Below are 17,282 nucleotides of genomic sequence, written 5' to 3' on the forward strand. Positions count from 1 at the left end.
TCCCCTCTTGTTAGATTCGAACGGTCAGCAATCGTACTGCCCTCGGGCGTTCCCCCTCATGGCCCTCATCCAATACCTCACCCAGATCCAGTTCGAATTCGGCGCCATCAAGCTCCTGTCGAGCGAGTGCGCGCGCATCGGCATCAACCGCCCCCTGATCGTCACCGACGCCGGCGTGCGCGCGGCCGGCGTGCTGCAGAAGGCGCTCGACGCCATCGCCGATCTTGAGGTCTCGGTGTTCGACCAGACACCTTCCAACCCGACCGAGGCCGCGGTGCGCGCCGCCGTCGAGCTGTACCGCAGCGGCCGCTGCGACGGCCTCATCGCCGTGGGCGGTGGCTCGGCCATCGACTGCGCCAAGGGCGTGGCCATCGCGGCCACGCACGAGGGCCCGCTCAAGACCTACGCCACCATCGAAGGCGGCTCGCCCAAGATCACCGAGCGCGCGGTGCCGCTCATTGCCGTGCCCACCACCAGCGGCACCGGCAGCGAGGTGGCGCGCGGCGCCATCGTCATCGTCGACGACCACCGCAAGCTGGGTTTCCACAGCTGGTTCCTGATGCCCAAGGCCGCCATCTGCGACCCCGAGCTCACGCTCGGCCTGCCGCCCCGGCTCACGGCCGCCACCGGCATGGACGCCATCGCGCACTGCATGGAAACCTTCATGTCGGCCGCCTTCAACCCGCCGGCCGACGGCATCGGCCTCGACGGCCTGGAGCGCGCCTGGGGCCACATCGAGCGCGCGACGAAAGACGGCAGCGACCGCGAGGCGCGCCTGAACCTCATGAGCGCCTCGATGCAGGGCGCCATGGCCTTCCAGAAGGGCCTGGGCTGCGTGCACTCGCTGAGCCACAGCCTGGGCGGCGTCGATCCGCGCCTGCACCACGGCACGCTCAACGCCCTCTTCCTGCCGGCGGTGATCCACTTCAATTCGGGTGCCGAGTCGGTGCAGAAGGAACAGCGCCTGCAGCGCATGGCGCAGGCCATGCACCTGGACTCGGCCGGCGACCTCGGCCACGCGATCCGCGACATGAACGCGCGCCTGGGCCTGCCCAAGGGCCTGGCCGAGGTGGGCGTGACGCCCGCGATGTTCGAACAGATCATCGACGGCGCCATGGCCGACCATTGCCACAAGACCAACCCGCGGCTGGCCACGCGCGACGACTACAAGGCGATGCTCGAAGCGTCGATGTAAAACCTTTGCGTCACTCCTGCTGCGCAGGCGTGCATTCGCTTTCACAAAAGGCCGTTTCGACGGCCTTTTGCATGTGACGCGTCATGGATGTGACACGCGGCGTTTTCATACTGGCTTGGCCCCATCTGCAGAGGCTTCGCATCCGTGAAAGCCCGAGGGGTCAGGGAAGTGTCGAATGCCGCGTACCGTCCAAGTCCATACAGTCCTGAGCGCCGAGCAGCTCAAGTTCCGCGCGATGCGGGGACACGAAGGACTCTCGCAACTCTTCGAGTTCGAGGTCGACATGGTCAGCACCAGCTTCAACCTCGACCTGAAGCGCCTACTCGGCACCTCGCTCACGCTGGCCATTGCCGACGACGGCGCAACGCGCCACCTCAACGGCACCGTGGTGCGCTTCGAGCTGGTCGGGCGCGCCAACGAGACCGGCCGCCACTACATCTACCGCGCGCTCGTGCAGCCCTGGCTGTGGTACCTCACGCGCACCACCGACTGCCGCATCTTCCAGAACCAGAGCGTGCCCGAGGTACTCGACGCGGTGCTGGGCAAGTACGGCTTCCAGTTCGAGAAGCGCCTCACCGGCAGCTACCGTCCGTGGGAGTACTGCGTGCAGTACCAGGAGAGCGACTTCGCCTTCGTGAGCCGCCTCATGGAGCACGAAGGCATCGCGTACCACTTCGAGCACAGCAACGGCTCGCACCTGCTGGTGCTGGCCGACGATGCGGGCGGCTACGCCAAGCTGCCGGGCCACGCCCGCATTCCCTACCGCCCGCGCGACCGCGTGGTGAATGCGCTGGAGCCCTGCATCGACCGCTGGCGCGTGGCCGAGCAGATCACCTCGGGCCGCGTGATGCTCGACGACTTCGACTTTCGCAAGTCGCGCGCCTCGCTGCAGAGCGTGCAGCAGGACCCCAAGGGCCACGACCACGCGACCTACGAAGTCTATGAATGGCTCGGCGGCTACAGCGAGCACCAGCAAGGCGACGCCTACGCGAAGATCCGCCTGCAGGAGCTGCAGTGCGCGCACGAGCTGGCCTCGGGCCACACCAACGTGGTGGGCATGGCGCCGGGCCATCTGTTCGAGATGACGCACTGCCCGCGCGAGGCCGACAACCGCGAGTACCTCGTCACCGGAACGCGCTACGACCTGCGTGAGCCCGAGTACTCGACCGGCGGCAGCAGCGAATCGGTGTGCGAGTTCGACTTCACCGTGCTGCCCTCGGCCGTGCCCTACCGCCCCGTGCGCACCACGCCGCGCCCGCGCACCAACGGCCCGCAGACCGCCACCGTGGTCGGCCCCGAAGAGATCTGGACCGACCGCTTCGGCCGCGTGAAGCTGCAGTTCCGCTGGGACCGCTACGGCCAGTCGGACGAGAACAGCTCGTGCTGGGTGCGCGTGTCCAGCAACTGGGCCGGCGCCAACTACGGCACCATGCACATGCCGCGCGTGGGCCAGGAAGTGATCGTCGATTTCATCGGCGGCCAGCCCGACCGCCCCATCATCACCGGCCGCGTCTACAACAGCGACCAGATGCCGCCGTGGGAGCTGCCCGCCAACGCCACGGCCAGCGGCATCCTCACGCGCTCCAGCACCGGCGGCGCGGCCAACCAGGCCAACATGCTGCGCTTCGAGGACCGCACGGGCGCCGAGCAGATCCTGCTGCACGCCGAGCGCAACCTCGACGTCGAAGTGGAAGCCGACGAGACCCACACCACCGACGGCACCCGCACCACCCTCATCAAGGGCCACGAGTCGGCCACCTACCAGGACGGAGAAACCCGCGACATCACCGCCGGCGCGACGGAAACCATCACCGGCGGCGACACGCGCGACGTGACGGGCGGCTTCAGCGAAACCGTGAGCGGTGGCGTGACGCAGCGCATCACGGGCGGCAAGACGCGCACGCTCAGCGGCGGGCTCAGCGACACCATCTCCGGCGGCGTGACGCTCGCCATCAGCGGCGGCTTCAACGGCACCATCGACGGGCAGGAAATCCGCTTCGTGAGCGCGGGCCGCAACGACACCATCAACACGTCGAACACCGTGCATGTGAACGGTCCGTCGAACACCACGGTGACCGGCCCCACGGTCCACACCTCGCCGGACGTGACCTTCAACACCACGAACCACATCCACAACACGACGCAGCACGTGATCAACACCAACGTCTACAACACGACGTCCAAGGTCTACAAGAACATCACGAACGACTACACGAACAACTCGAAGACCTACATCAACAACTACGCCAAGAGCAACGACTGGCGCTGGTACCGCGCGGGTGGCGTGGGGGCGCGTTTTTCGGCGGTCGGGCTGGCGCTCGACCTGTGGGGGCTGCGCCAGCAGAACTACATCCTCAACTCGCAGTTCTCGGGCATCCGGCTCGACGTGGCGGTGTTCCGCTCGCAGAACTCGGCCACCGAGATCGAGGGAAAGATGCTCAAGGTCGCGAACATCGGCATGAAGATCGCCAGCGGCGGCCTGGCCTTCGCCGCCAAGGCGATGACCGTCAAGGTCTGAGCCGATCGCCCCATCGATGGCCATCTGGGAACAGGTCCTCTGGAGCGTCTTCGCCGTGATGATGGGCGGGGCGTTGCTGGCCGGCGTCGCGGTGGTCGTCACCGCCACGCGCGAGCAGCGCAGGTACACGCAGGAGCGACGCATCGGCGAGCGCCTGGGCGGGGCCGGCGTGGCCACGCACGGCGTGGTGGCGCAGGTGCGGCGCTCCGAACATCAGCTCACCAGCCCGGGCAGCCATGGCCAGTGCATGGTCGCGCTCGAATTCACGCTGCAGATGCCGCCGTCGTCCCCGGTGCCTAGCGTGGTGCTGCGCACGCTGGTCGACGAACTGCTGCTGCCCCGCCTCGCGGTGCCGGGCGCGACCCTGCATCTGGTCCAGGACCCGGCGCACCCCGACGTGGTGGCGGTCGACCGGCAGCGCACGCCGCTCGAAGTGGCACCCGCACGGAGCTGACCCCCATTGAAAACCGTCAAGCCGCTGCGGCTGAGCGTCATCACACGCCCCTTCCTGCGGGGCCGCCAGCAACGCCTCGGCGTCACGCTGATGGGCATGGTGTCGATGGACGCCGCGCCCGTGCTGCTGCCCGAGCCGGAGTTCTGGAAGATCGCCGCCGAAGAGCTCGGCCCCACGGGCGCCATCGACCTGGGCATTCCCAAACCCCACGCCGAGTTCCTGGCCACCGGCCACGCTTACACGCACCATCAGGACGACAAGACCGCCTGCGCCGTCGCGATGCGCGTGGGTGAGTTGGCGCGCCAGCTGCTGGTGTTCGGCGACCGCTTCTGGCTCGACGGCCGCGCCACCGCGCCGCAGCCCTTCGAATTGATGCGGCTCGACGCCACGCGCGCCTACGGCGGCCCCGGCTTTGCCGAGAACCCGCAGGGCATCGGCCACGCGCACGAGACCGTCAACGGCCTGCAGGTGCAGCGCCTGCCGAACATCGAAGACCCGCAGCAGCGCATCGACCGGCCCGAGCGCGAGACCGAGCCGGCCGGCTTCGGCCCGATCGAGCTGACCCGGCCCAGCCGCATGCGCCTGATCGGCCGGCAGTACGACGGCCACTGGCGCGAGCATCTGTTCCCCGGTTTTGCGGAAGACATGGACTGGCGCTTCTTCAACGCCGCACCGTCGCCGCAGCGCTGGCCCGCGCGCGACTACATTCCCGGCGGCACGCCCTACGAGATCTGGCACATGCACCCCACGCAGCCGGTGCAGCGCGGGCGCCTGCCCAACTGGCGTGCGCGCGCCTTCATCGCACGCCGAAGCGGAGCCGGCCGCGAACCCGAGCAGTTCGACGAAGTGCCGATGCGTCTCACCACGGCGTGGTTCTTTCCGCACCGCGGGCAGGTGGCGCTGATCCACCAGGGCGAGATCGACATCGTGGAAGACGACGCCGACGACGTGACCCATGTGATGCCGGCCATCGAAGCCGCGGGCGATGCACCGCGTCCGCTGGCGCACTACTTCGCCCTCCTCCAGCGCCGCTGCGATCCCGAGACCGGCGCGCTGCATGCGGCCCGAGACGACGAGCTGCTGCCCGCGCAGGCCATCGGTCCCTGGCTCGACACGCTGGACGACGGCGAGGAATCCGCGTTGGTGCGCAACATGCGCGAGCGTGGTGACCGGCTGCGCGCGGACCTGATGCAGCAGGCGCGCGAGGCCGGCCACGATCCGCGTCTGCTGCGCGAACGGCCGCTGCCCGAGCCTTTTCGCAAGGCACCGACGCTCGCCGAGCTGCCCGAGTTCATCGAGCGCACGCGGCGCTTCACGCAGGACCAGCGCCAGGCGCTCGACGACGGGCGGCGCGAGCTGAAACGTGCGGGGCAACTCAATGCGGCCGAGTCACGCCAGGTCGGCTTCGACTCCGCAGAGCTGGTCTCGAACATCGACCGCACCACGACCAAGGGCCCGCCCGCCTTCGACGCGCAGACCGTGCTGCAGGGCATGTTCGGCATCGCCGCCGCTACGGGCACGTCCGCGCTGCCGCCCGCGCAGCAGCAGGCCTTCGCGGAGGTCGTCGAGAAAGGCCAGCGCGGGCTGATCGACATGTACCGGATGGGCGCGCAGCACCAGTCGCCCGCCGACGTGCTCGAAGGCGAACGTGCCGCCGAAGCACGCCGGCGCGTGCAGGAGGCAATGACCACCACGCGCGACCTCTCGGAGATGGACCTCACCGGCGCCGACCTGTCGGGCATGGACCTGCGCGGTGCGCGCCTGCACCGCACGCTGCTCGAACACGCGAACCTCGAAGGCGCCCGGCTCGATGGCGCGGATGCCACCGAGGCCGTGCTCGTGCGTGCGCGCCTTTCGCGGGCCTCGCTCGCGGGCTGCGTGCTGCACCGCGCGAACCTCAGCCTGGCCCGTTGCGTCCGCACCGTGTTCACCGGCGCGCAGCTGCACCACACCGCGCTCGAGCAGACGCACTTCGACCATTGCGACTTCTCGCAGGCCTCGCTGGAGCATCTGACCGTGCTCGGCCTGCAGGTCGACCACTGCCGCTTCGATGCAACACGCCTTTCCTACGTGACCTTCCTCGAGCAGACGCGCCTGCAGGACTGCAGCTTTCGCAACGCCGTGCTCCACAAGGTCGGCCTGATCTCGTGCATCGCCGAGCGGCTCGACTTCAGCGGCGCCCGGCTCGAAGCCTGCGCTTGGGCCCACACGCCGGGCGACACCGGCATCGTCTTTCGCGGCGCGACCCTGCACACCACCTGCTTCGTCGGCACCAGCAGCCTGCGCACCATGGACTTCGAAGACGCGACGCTGGTGCAATGCGGCCTGCGCGAGATGCCGCTGGACGGCGCGCGTTTCGTGCGTGCCACGCTCGACACCTGCGACCTGTCGGCCTGCAGCCTCACCGGCGCCGACCTCAGCGGCTGCGATGCGCCCGAAAGCCTTTTCATCCGCGCCGACTTCACGCAGGCCTCGCTGCGCGGCGCCAACCTCATGCACGCCAGCCTACAAAAAGCCCGCCTGGTCCGCACCGACCTGCGCGAGGCCAACCTGTTCCGCGCCGACGTCTCGCAGACCCTGATCGACAGCGTGACCGACACGCACGGCGCGCACCTCGAACAGGCCAAGACCCTCCCGCGCCGCGCCGCGGACCCGGTGCGATGACACCGGCCGAGCTGGCAGCGAAGATCCGCGGCGGCGACCACATCCAGGACCAGGACTTCCAGGGCATGGACTTCGATGGCATGGACCTGCGCGGTGGCAGCTTCGGTGCCTGCGACTTCCGCCGCGCGAACCTGCGTGGCGCGCGGCTGGGCGAATCGGTGTTCGACAGCTGCCGCTTCGACGACGCAGTACTCGATTCCGCCGACCTGCAGCACGCCGCCTTCCACCGCTGCGCCCTGCCCCGCGCGTGCCTGCAATCTGCGGCGATGGCCCACGCGGTCTTCTCCGAAGCCGACCTGAGCGGCGTCGACATGAGCGCGGCGCAGGCGGGCCAGGCCACCTTTCACCAGAGCACGCTCGACGGCGCGGGCTTCGAGCGCGCGGACCTCACGAAGGCGGTGTTCGGCGAATGCCGCCTCGACGGCACGCGCTTCGACGACACGGCGCTGAACACCACCGTCTTCTACCGCGCGGCGCTGCGCGGCACGCGCTTCAAAGGTGCGAGCTTCCACAACGTGATCTTCGGCGAGGCCGACCTCGCGGGGCAGGACTTCTCGGCGCAGTCGTTCCATCTGTGCCAGTTCATCGATGCCGACCTCACGGGTTGCAACTTCGCCGGCGCGCGCTTGAGCCAATGCAACTTCAAGGGCGCGAAGCTCGAAGGCGCGGTGCTGTCGGGCGTGCAGGCGCCGCAGTGCTTGTTTCCCGAAGCCGACCTGCGCCGGGTGGATGCGCGCGGCGGGCACTTCGACCAGAGCCTGTGGGTCGGTGCCCGGCTCGACGACGCCGACCTGTCGGACGCGCGGCTCGAACAGTGCGTGTTCCACCGCGCGAGCTGCCGCCGCACCGTGTTCGCCCGCAGCCACCTCGTGTACGCGGATTTCTCGTACGCCGACCTCGCCGATGCCGACCTGCGCGGCGCCACCTTCCACCGCACCCAGATGCACCGCGCGATCGAGACCGGCGTGCGCTGGAGCGACCGCCTCGGCGTGCTCGACAGCGACCCGGCGCTGTTCGAGGCCGAGCGCTTTTCCGCCGCCCGCGCGAACCGCCCGCAACGCGCCGGCCGCGACACCTTCGGCCGGCCGCTGCCGCCCGATCCACAGGACACCCCGCCATGAACCACCGCGCCGTTCGCGAAACCGTTTCGCCGCCGTCGAATACGCCCGAGACCGAGATGCACGCACTGCTGCGCAAGCCGCTGCCTGCGCAAGCCGCACCGGCCTGGACCGGCAGCGCGCTCGGCACCGTCGTGCAATCGCTGCCCGACGGCCGCTTCGTCGTCGAGCCGCAGCCGAGCGGCGCGCCCTGGCATTGCCCGCGCGCCGCGAGCTGCCTGTTGCAGCCCGCCGTGGGCGATGTCGTGCTCGTGGCCGGTCCGCAGCGCGACCAGCTGTTCCTGATCGCCGTCGTCACGCAGGCCGACCCCAGCCAGTCGCAACTCGTGGCCGACGGCGACCTCACGATCCGCTCGCGCCGCGGCGGCATCGCGCTGCAGGCGTCGTCTTTCGCGCTTCAGGCCGACAAAGCGACCGTCGACATCACCGACATGGCCTACCGCGGCGCCGAAGTGCGCGTGACCACGCTGGTCGCCCGCTTTGTGGGCCGCACGCTCGAGACCGTGCTCGACCGACTGAGCCTGCTCACGCGCTCGAGCTTTCGCCTCACCGAAGAGGTCGAGCAGGTGCGCGCGGGCCAGATCGACATGCAGGCCTCGCAGAGCCTGCGACTGCACGCCAAGAACACCTTCGTCACCAGCCAGGCGCTGGTGAAGGTCGACGCCGAACAGATCCACATGGGTTGATATCGACAAGGAGCCAGAACCATGTTCGCCAACGCACAGATGATGGGAATGGACCTCGCGTTTCCCGATGTCTGCAAGACACCGCCCGCGCTGCCCGTGCCCTACCCCAACATCGCACTAGGGCCGACGGCCCTGCCCAACGCCTGGAACATCCTGTACGGCGGCACGCCCGTGCACAACATGGCGACCACCACGCCGATCACCAACGGCGACAACGCCGGCGTGCTCATGGGCGTGGTGTCGCAGACCGTGATGGGGCCGTCGCGCCACATCACCGGCGCGTTCACGGTGCTGCTCAAGGGCACGCCCTGCACGCGCATGACCAGCCTGGCGGTGCAGAACCGCTGCAACATCGTGGGCATGCGCATCGTGCCCAGCCAGTTCAAGGTGCTGGTGCTGGCCCCCTGAAACAGCGCTGGAGGCTCAGTCGAGCTTGACGCCCGCCGTGCGGATCACCTTGCCCCACTTGGTGGTCTCGGACGCGACGAAGGCGTCGAACTCCTCGGGCGTGCTGCCCGCGGGGAAGGTGCCCATGGCATCGAGCTTGGCGCGCGTCTCGTCGCTCTTGATGATGCGCGCCACCTCCTCCGACATGCGCTTGACGATCTCGCGCGGCGTGCCCGCCGGTGCCAGCATGCCGGCCCAGGTGCTGCCGGTGAAGCCCGCGAAGCCTTGCTCGATGAAGGTGGGCACGTCGGGCACGGCCGGCAGGCGCTTGTCGCCGGCCACGCCGATCAGCCGCACCTTGCCGGCCTTGCCCTGGTTGATGAGGCCCGTGGGCGCATCGAAGAACAGCTGGATCTGCCCGCCCATCAGGTCGGTCAGCGCAGGCACCGCGCCGCGGTACGGGATGTGGATCATGTAGGTCTGCGTGAGCGACTTCCACAGCTCGCTCGTGAGGTGCGCGGCCGAGCCGTTGCCCGACGAGCCGAAACTCACCTTGCCGGGGTGCTTGCGTGCGTAGTCGATGAGTTCACGCGCGGTCTTGAACGGCGCGTCGTTGTTGACCGCTGCGAGCAGCGGCGACACGCCCATCAACGACACGCCCACGAGGTCCTTGCGCGGGTCGTAGGGCAGCTTGGGGTACAGCGTGGTGTTGGCCGTGTAGGCCGCGATGACGACACCGAAGGTGCTGCCGTCGGGCGCGGCCTTGGCCACGGCATCGACGCCGATCAGGCTGTTGGCGCCGGGCTTGTTGTCGATCACCACCGGCTGGCCGAGGCGCGTCTGCAGGCCCGCCTGCACCAGCCGCGCCATCTGGTCGGTGAAGCCGCCCGGCGTGTAGGGCACGACGATGCGGATCGGCTTGCTCGGCCAGGCGCTCTGCGCGAAAGACGGCGCGGCGAGGCTGGCTGCGGCGGCGGCCGTGGCAAGAGAAAAACGGCGGCGGGAGAGCGTGGCGTGCGGCATGGTCGGGAACCCTTCGGATGGCATGGATCGGACCATTCTCGAAGCGCGCTCCTGCGCCGGCGCTCAGGGTTTGTCCCCGACGGGACAACGGTACTTTGGCGTGCTCAGAGCGGCAGGATGTCGCGCGAGCGTCCGTCGTCACCGAGCCAGGCCTCGAACTCGTCCGACATCCGCATCGCCTCGCGCGTGGCCTGGCCCCAGGCTGTGATGCGCGCCTGCGCGTCGTTCGCGAAGCGGATGAAATCCTTGCGGTCCGGCAGCTTGCCGTGCGGCAGCGTCTTCACCCACTCGGGATTCGGCGCCAGCACCACCATGCGGTCGAGAAAGCGCGTCGACTTGTGGCGCCAGCGCAGCCCCTTGTCAAGCCAGCCCGGCACCACGGCCTGCTGGAAGTGCGGGTACAGCACGATGCCTTCGTCGGCGGGCTGGTAGTCCAGGTGCAGGTGGTAGTCGGTGATGCCGCCGTCCCAGTAGGCGCCGCGCGGCGCGCCCGGAATGTCGTGCACCGCCGCCAGCAGGAACGGAATGGAGCACGAGGCCTGCAGCACCCGGTTGAAGTTGGCCTCGCTCAGCGCGTGCTGGCGCGTGCGGAAGTCGGTCGTGCCGAAGGGCAAGGCCGCGCCGGGCGTGGAAAACACGCAGCGCTCCAGCCAGGCGCCCAGGCTCTTGCGGTGCAGGCTGTTGCTCGCGAAGGCGCCCAGGTAGCCGACCGGCGTGCGCGCCCTGCCCTCGCGCCCCAGGATGTGGCGCCCGCGCGAGGTCACCACATGCAGCCGGTAGCGCGCATGGCCCAGCACCTCGCCGATGCGTCCGCCATAGAAGGTGTCGAGGCTCTCCGCGAAACGTTCGCTGAGCTGGTGCGGACTGAGCCGCTTCTGGCCCGGCGGCACTTCGAACTGCTGGCGCACATAGTCGTGCTCGAAGCGCCCGAAGGCCGCCTCGGGGTCCGACAGGCACGCCGTGGCCAGCCGCCACGCCCCGATCGACGCGCCCACCAGGTCCACCGGCTGGTTCGACTGCGTGAGCCAGCGCCCGAAGATGAAGCGATCGAGCGGCCCGAGGATCAGCCCCTTGGGCCCGCCGGCCGCGCCGGGGATGGTGCGCACGTCCTGCGGACGCAGGCCGTGCTGCTCGATGTGCTGGCGGGCCGCGGGGCCGGCGTAGATGCGCAGGGCTTTCATGCCGACGGTGATTGCAAGAAACGTGCGGTCCGTGGGCTGCTTACTTGCGCAACCCCTGCAACTTGGCAAACGCACTCGCCATCTGCCCCGCCGGCTGCGGCGAGTTGTCGCGTCGGCCTTGTTGCTGCTGGCCGCGCCCTGCCCCTTCGAAGCGGTTGTCGCGCGGGCCGTCGCGGCGTGCGGGCGCGGCGTCGAGCTTCATCGACAGGCCGATGCGCTTGCGAGCCACGTCCACTTCCATCACCTTGACCTTGACGATGTCGCCGGTCTTGACGACTTCGCGGGCGTCGTTGACGAACTTGTGGCTCAGCTGGCTCACGTGGACCAGGCCGTCCTGGTGCACGCCCAGGTCGACAAAGGCGCCGAACTGGGCCACGTTGCTCACGGTGCCCTCGAGGATCATGCCCTCGGTGAGGTCGGAGATGTCGTCCACGCCGTCGTTGAAGCGCGCCACCTTGAAGTCGGGGCGCGGGTCGCGCCCGGGCTTCTCGAGTTCGCCCAGGATGTCCTTGACCGTGATGACGCCGAACTTCTCGTTGGCGAACAGCTCGGGCTTCAGCGTCTTGAGCATGTCGGCGCGACCCATCAGCTCGGCGATCGGCTTGCCGGTCTTGACGATGATCTGCTCGACCAGCGGATACGTTTCAGGGTGCACGCCGGTGATGTCCAGCGGGTCGGCGCCGTCGCGGATGCGCAGGAAGCCGGCGCTCTGCTCGAAGGCCTTGGGGCCGAAGCCGGTCACGTCGAGCAGCTGCTTGCGGGTGGAGAACGCACCGTTGGCCTCGCGCCAGCGCACCACGGCCTTGGCCACGCTGGTCGACAGGCCGGACACGCGGCTGAGCAGCGGCACGCTGGCGGTGTTCAGGTCGACGCCCACCGAGTTCACGCAGTCCTCGACCACGGCCTGCAGGGTGCGCGCGAGTTCGCTCTGGTTCACGTCGTGCTGGTACTGACCCACCCCGATGCTCTTGGGGTCGATCTTCACGAGCTCGGCCAGCGGGTCCTGCAGGCGGCGCGCAATGGAGGCGGCGCCGCGCAGGCTCACGTCGACGTCGGGCATTTCCTGCGAGGCGAATTCGCTGGCGGAATACACGGAGGCACCGGCTTCGCTCACCACGACCTTGTCGACCGTCATTTCGGGCGCACCGGCCTGCGCAGCCATCTTGGCCAGCAGCTTGATGAGGTCGCCGGCCAGCTTGTCGGTTTCGCGGCTGGCGGTGCCGTTGCCGATGGCGATCAGGTTCACGCCGTGCTTGGCGCACAGCTTGCCCAGGGTGTGCAGCGAGCCTTCCCAATCCTTGCGCGGCTCGTGCGGGAACACGGTGGCGGTCTCGACCAGCTTGCCGGTCGAATCGACCACGGCCACCTTCACGCCGGTGCGGATGCCGGGGTCCAGGCCCATCACAACGCGCCGGCCGGCGGGCGCGGCCAGCAGCAGGTCGCGCAGGTTGTCGGCGAAAACCTTGATGGCGACCTTCTCGGCGTCTTCGCGCAGGCGGGTGAACAGGTCGCGCTCGGTCGACAGCGCCAGCTTCACGCGCCAGGCCCAGGCCACGCACTTGCGCAGCAGGTCGTCGGCCGGGCGGGCGGCGTGGCTCCAGCCCAGGTGCAGCGCGATCTTGCCTTCGGCGATGCTGGGCTTGCCCGGTTCGGGTTCGACGGGCAGCACGAGCTTGGCGTCGAGCACCTCGAGCGCGCGGCCGCGGAACACGGCCAGGGCGCGGTGCGAAGGCACGTGGCCGATGGGCTCGTCGTAGTCGAAGTAGTCGCGGAACTTGGCGATGTCGGCGTTGTTCTCGTCCTTGCCGGCCATCAGGGTGGACTTGAGCAGGCCTTCGTTCCAGAGCCATTCGCGCAGGCGCTGCACCAGCACGGCGTCTTCGGCCCAGCGCTCGGACAGGATGTCGCGCACGCCGTCGAGCACGAGGGGCACGGTGGAGAAATCGGGGCCCGGCTTGCCGTCGTCCAGCGTGGTGGCGGGCTGCAGGAAGGCCTTGGCTTCGACGGCCGGGTCGAGCGTGGGGTCGGCCAGCAGCTTGTCGGCCAGCGGCTCGATGCCGAATTCGCGGGCGATCTGGCCCTTGGTGCGGCGCTTCTGCTTGAACGGCAGGTACAGGTCTTCGAGCTCCTGCTTGGTGGGCGCGAATTCGATCGCGGCGCGCAGCTCGGGGGTCAGCTTGCCCTGCTCGTCGATGGCCTTGAGCACCGCCACGCGGCGGTCTTCGAGTTCGCGCAGGTAAGACAGCCGGGCTTCCAGTTCGCGCAGCTGGATGTCGTCGAGGCCGCCCGTGACTTCCTTGCGATAGCGGGCAATGAACGGAACCGTGGCGCCTTCGTCGAGCAGTTCGACGGCGGCCTTCACCTGGTGCTCGCCGACCTTGATTTCAACGGCGAGCTGGCGAATGATTTTCTGCATGTCTTGAGCGCGTCCCTGGCAAAGCGCGGAAGTTTGCCATAGGCGACGAGGCCCCCCGCCGGGCACCGGCGCGGGATGGTTACAACGTGCTCTCGGCCGGCGCCGCGACCGCCGACTGCGGCAGCACTTCGCCGGGCATCACGAGGCGGATGCGCAGCCCGTGCGGCGCTGCGTCCATGACGGCCAGCTCGCCATGCAGCGCGTCGGCGCGCTCGCGCATGCTGCGCAGGCCCTTGCCGCCGGCCTCGCCGGCCGCCGCATCCAGGCCGCGGCCGTCGTCGAGCACTTCGAGCACCAGGCCGTGCGAGCGTTCGCGCGGGCCGAAGCGCACTTCTACGCGGGTCGCCTGCGAATGGCGCAGCACGTTCGACAAGGCCTCCTGCGCAATGCGACACAGCTGCATCGCGGCCTCGGGCGACAGCGGCGGCGACAGCACCACGTCCTGCACGTTCCACACGAGCGTGATGCCGAGCCGGTCGAACGCCGGTTGCAGCCGGTAACGCAAGTGGCCCAGGCGCTCGCCGATGCTGGTGTCAGCCTGGTCGTCGAGGGAGTCGACCGTCAGCTGCAGCTCCAGCAGGCAGGCCTGCAGGGCCATCGACAGCTCGCGGGCGTCGGCGGAGCGCGGGTCGTAGCTGGCCATGAGCGCCACCAGCCGCGAGCCGACGCCGTCATGCAGGTCGCTGGCGATGCGGCGGCGCTCGGCGAGCACGGCCTGCGCCTGGCGGTAGCGCACGAGACGGCGCCGCGTGAAATACCAGGTGGCCACGATCATGCAGAGCACAGCGACGTTCACCCCCTGCAGGGCCCAGAAGGCGGCCGGCACCTCGGTACCCAGCGTGGTGATCGCCGAGGTCGCGCGAATCACCTGCCCGACCACCGGCGTCAGGTGCAGCGCAAATGCGAGCCCCACCCACAGCAACATCCGCTGGCGCGAGGCACGCGGCCACAGCCAGATCAGGAGCACACACCAGGCGGCGATCGAAAGCCACACGAACTGGTCCTCCAGGAAATACGGCGGGAGCGGGGGCGCGGGCGCGCGCATGGGTGGCTCCGCTGCGAACGCGGCGCGCCCGAAGCGCGCCCTAGAGCAGCCCCCGGTGCGAGGCGAAACTCACGGCCTGCGCGCGGGTGTGGGCGTGCAGCTTGCGGTAGATGTTCTTGACGTGCGCGTTTACCGTCTGGGCACTGATGGTGAGCTGCAGGGCGATCTCTTCCGTCACATATCCCGTGGCTACAAGTCGCAACACTTCGCGCTCCCGTGCCGACAGGGTCGCCTTGCTGTCCGGCGGGCGCACCGGGCTCGGATTGGCGCGCTGATGGTCCAGGTGAACGAGCAGCCGGCGCGCCAGCCGGGGGGTGATGGCGGCCCCGCCATTCACCACCTGCAACACGGCCTGGGCATAGCTCTGGAACCAGGCGTTCTTCACCAGGTAACCCGAGGCGCCGAGCTCGAAGGCATGCAGCACCTGGGGCTCGTCTTCCAGCGCGGAAATGACGATGATCTCGGCGGCGCTGCGGTGCTTCTTGGCCTCTTCGATGAGCTCGAATCCGCTGCCGTCTCCGAGGCGGATGTCGACCATGAGCACATCGAATTCATGCTGCATCAAGAGGCGCCTTCCCTCGCGCAGGGAACCGGCCTGGCCTTCGAGCTGGATGCGCAGATCGCCCAGCAGTTCCTGGGCGATGACACGGCGGACAAAGGGGTCGTCGTCGACGAGCAGGACACGAACGGGCTTGGTTTCCTGGCCCGTGAGGTAGTCCGGCCACGGCAGGGTATCCGCCGAGGGAGCCAGCAGCCCGCCGAACTGGCCGGGATTGGAGAATTTCCTAGCGCCACCACCGACATCGGTCAATGAAATGTCGAGATCGTTTTCCATTTAAGCCCCCTTGTCACAGATAAAAGTCGCGACTTCGTGAACAAAAGTTAATCGATTTCTACTCTTTTTCCGGCTATCGGCTTTTTTGATTACCTTGGTTTCTTTCGGTTGCAATATTGCCAGATTGTGAACCAAAGTGATAGTTCCCACGAGGGGAACAGGGCCTAGAACCGGCTCTCTGCCAACGCCCAAAACGCCCTCGGACATTGCTTTCGCCATAGCCTTGCACTACCCAGCCTGAGGCATTTTTCGATCCCTTCCCCCCGCTGAAACTGCATCCCGGTCGCAACGGAATCCATTCAATCCGTGCTCGCTGACCGTCGCTGATGGCCGGATTCCCCGGCGATCGGGTTCGTTTCAACACTATCGAGGAAGCATCATGAAGAAGACTCTTATCGCCATGGCAGTGGTTCTCGTGGCTGGCATCGGGACCGCAACCGGCAGCAGCGTGGCGCTCGCCGTCACCAACACCACGACCGGCTCCTCCAGCTCGGCAGGCTCGGTCGCCGCCAGCTCCGGAACGGGCAGCGCACTGAGCTACAACGCAGCCAGCTCCACCTCGTCGGCCACGGCCAACGCGGCGGGCGGCGCAGCAGGCAATGCCTTCCTGCGCGTCGGCGGCGCCACCGCCAGCGGCTCGGCCACCACGCAAGGACGCGTGACCAGCGTGGCAGCAACGACCGGCAACGGCGTGGCTGCAGGCGGTGCGAATGCACAGGCCAATGCGACCTCGAGCGCCAATGCGAACTACGCCGGCGGCGGCGCCAACCCCGTGAGCGGCTCTGCAGGCGGCGCAGCCGGCTCCACCACCAACAACACCGCAGCCACCGCTGCAGGTCCTGGCGGCGGTCTGGCCGTGGTGACGCGCACCTCGGGCACGACGGCCGGTTTCAGCGCCAATTCGGGCGCGGTCAACGGCATCGTCAACGGCACGACGACCTCGGCCACGTCGGGCTCGACCGGTGGCTCCACGGGCGTCATCAACTTCGCCGTGGGCAACGCAGCGGGCTTCAGCAACGGTGGCGGCACCGCCGGTGGCGCGATCTCCGGCGCAACGGCCAACGCTCCCTGAGCGATCCGGACCATCGGTTGTTGGACCAGAAACGGGGAGGGGCACGCCCCTCCCCTGCTTCCCAAAGGAGTCGAAAAAATGAAAACATTGATTGCCCTGACCTTGCTGGGCCTGTCCGCCGGCGCCTTGGCGCAGACCACGGCGGGTGGCGCCAACAACCAGTCGCAGAGTTCAGCCACCACCAACGCCCAGGGCAACACCCAGGCGGTGAATTTCAACAGTTCCGCCCCCTCGGAAGTCACCTCCCGGGCCACGGTGGACAGCAACAGCACCCAGAACATCAACAACACGGGCGCGACGACCAGCACCGTCGACTACCGTGGCAGCTACACCGTCAAGAACGTGCCCTCCGTGAGCGGCCCGAACCTGACGACCAGCAACGACACCTGCATGGGCAGCACCAGCGCCAGCGCCAACGGCGCAGGGGTCGGGCTGAGCTTCGGCACCACCTGGACGGACGAACACTGCAAGCGCCTGAAGATGAGCCGCGAGCTCTGGAACAAGGGCATGAAGGCAGCGTCGCTGGCCATGGACTGCATGGACCCGGCGGCCCAGGCGGCCCTGGAGATGACCGGCTCGAAGTGCCCGCAGTCGATGACCGCCGAAGAACGCGTGAGCGCGTTCGGACCGCAGGCCTCCTCGGCCGGCGCGCCCGTGGCGGCACGTCCGGCGGCGCCGGCCCCCGTCG

The 17,282-nt window shown here is 68.6% G+C and carries 13 protein-coding genes and 1 pseudogene; 9 read left to right on the top strand and 5 right to left on the bottom strand.

Features of this window, described 5'->3' with window-relative positions; translation table 11 throughout:
• Positions 1–58: 58 nt before the first annotated feature.
• The 7 genes from gbd to VBO01S_RS08235 all read left to right on the top strand — a co-directional run bounded on the left by gbd (position 59) and on the right by VBO01S_RS08235 (position 9,043).
• The gene (gbd, locus tag VBO01S_RS08205) at positions 59–1,195 is read left to right on the top strand and encodes a 4-hydroxybutyrate dehydrogenase (protein ID WP_062472908.1); all 1,137 of its coding nucleotides are present in this window, start codon (positions 59–61) and stop codon (positions 1,193–1,195) included.
• Positions 1,196–1,370: 175 nt separating this feature from the next.
• Positions 1,371–3,713 carry a type VI secretion system Vgr family protein gene (locus VBO01S_RS08210; RefSeq protein WP_062472910.1) on the top strand — a complete coding sequence of 781 codons (2,343 nt, stop codon included), beginning with the start codon at positions 1,371–1,373 and terminating at the stop codon, positions 3,711–3,713.
• A 16-nt stretch (positions 3,714–3,729) separates the two neighbouring features.
• Positions 3,730–4,167 carry a hypothetical protein gene (locus VBO01S_RS08215; RefSeq protein WP_062472912.1) on the top strand — a complete coding sequence of 146 codons (438 nt, stop codon included), beginning with the start codon at positions 3,730–3,732 and terminating at the stop codon, positions 4,165–4,167.
• Between the two features lie 6 nt (positions 4,168–4,173).
• Entirely contained in the window at positions 4,174–6,831 is a 2,658-nt protein-coding gene (locus VBO01S_RS08220) for a DUF2169 family type VI secretion system accessory protein (RefSeq protein WP_062472914.1), read from the top strand.
• A complete protein-coding gene (locus tag VBO01S_RS08225) occupies positions 6,828–7,952 on the top strand; it encodes a pentapeptide repeat-containing protein (protein WP_062472916.1) in 1,125 nt (374 codons plus the stop codon). Before VBO01S_RS08220 ends, VBO01S_RS08225 begins: the two co-directional genes overlap by 4 nt.
• A complete protein-coding gene (locus tag VBO01S_RS08230) occupies positions 7,949–8,635 on the top strand; it encodes a DUF3540 domain-containing protein (RefSeq protein WP_062472918.1) in 687 nt (228 codons plus the stop codon). Before VBO01S_RS08225 ends, VBO01S_RS08230 begins: the two co-directional genes overlap by 4 nt.
• A gap of 21 nt (positions 8,636–8,656) precedes the next feature.
• Complete coding sequence (locus VBO01S_RS08235; RefSeq protein WP_056580973.1) at positions 8,657–9,043, top strand: DUF4150 domain-containing protein; 387 nt, start codon at positions 8,657–8,659, stop codon at positions 9,041–9,043.
• Positions 9,044–9,058: 15 nt separating this feature from the next.
• Here the strand turns inward: VBO01S_RS08235 and VBO01S_RS08240 are convergent, their stop codons facing one another.
• From VBO01S_RS08240 to VBO01S_RS08260, 5 genes are all read right to left on the bottom strand, one after another.
• Positions 9,059–10,045, bottom strand: coding sequence for a tripartite tricarboxylate transporter substrate binding protein (locus tag VBO01S_RS08240; RefSeq protein ID WP_062472920.1), 987 nt, complete (start codon positions 10,043–10,045; stop codon positions 9,059–9,061).
• Positions 10,046–10,149: 104 nt separating this feature from the next.
• The gene (locus tag VBO01S_RS08245) at positions 10,150–11,226 is read right to left on the bottom strand and encodes a patatin-like phospholipase domain-containing protein (protein ID WP_062472922.1); all 1,077 of its coding nucleotides are present in this window, start codon (positions 11,224–11,226) and stop codon (positions 10,150–10,152) included.
• A gap of 40 nt (positions 11,227–11,266) precedes the next feature.
• Positions 11,267–13,642 carry a Tex family protein gene (locus VBO01S_RS08250; protein WP_062472924.1) on the bottom strand — a complete coding sequence of 792 codons (2,376 nt, stop codon included), beginning with the start codon at positions 13,640–13,642 and terminating at the stop codon, positions 11,267–11,269.
• A gap of 79 nt (positions 13,643–13,721) precedes the next feature.
• On the bottom strand, positions 13,722–14,687 hold the full coding sequence (locus VBO01S_RS08255; protein WP_062472926.1) for a sensor histidine kinase: 966 nt from the start codon (positions 14,685–14,687) through the stop codon (positions 13,722–13,724).
• A gap of 40 nt (positions 14,688–14,727) precedes the next feature.
• Positions 14,728–15,522 (bottom strand): LuxR C-terminal-related transcriptional regulator, encoded by a 795-nt coding sequence (locus VBO01S_RS08260; RefSeq protein ID WP_062472928.1) that lies wholly within the window; start codon positions 15,520–15,522, stop codon positions 14,728–14,730.
• A 379-nt stretch (positions 15,523–15,901) separates the two neighbouring features.
• Here VBO01S_RS08260 and VBO01S_RS08265 point away from each other — a divergent pair, with 379 nt between their 5' ends.
• Together VBO01S_RS08265 and VBO01S_RS33015 are read left to right on the top strand one after the other, a co-directional pair.
• Entirely contained in the window at positions 15,902–16,594 is a 693-nt protein-coding gene (locus tag VBO01S_RS08265) for a hypothetical protein (RefSeq protein ID WP_062472930.1), read from the top strand.
• Between the two features lie 78 nt (positions 16,595–16,672).
• Positions 16,673–17,282, top strand: a pseudogene (locus VBO01S_RS33015) (hypothetical protein); the annotation flags it as partial.

The organism is Variovorax boronicumulans NBRC 103145 (genome assembly GCF_001591345.1).
Lineage (GTDB): Bacteria > Pseudomonadota > Gammaproteobacteria > Burkholderiales > Burkholderiaceae_C > Variovorax > Variovorax boronicumulans.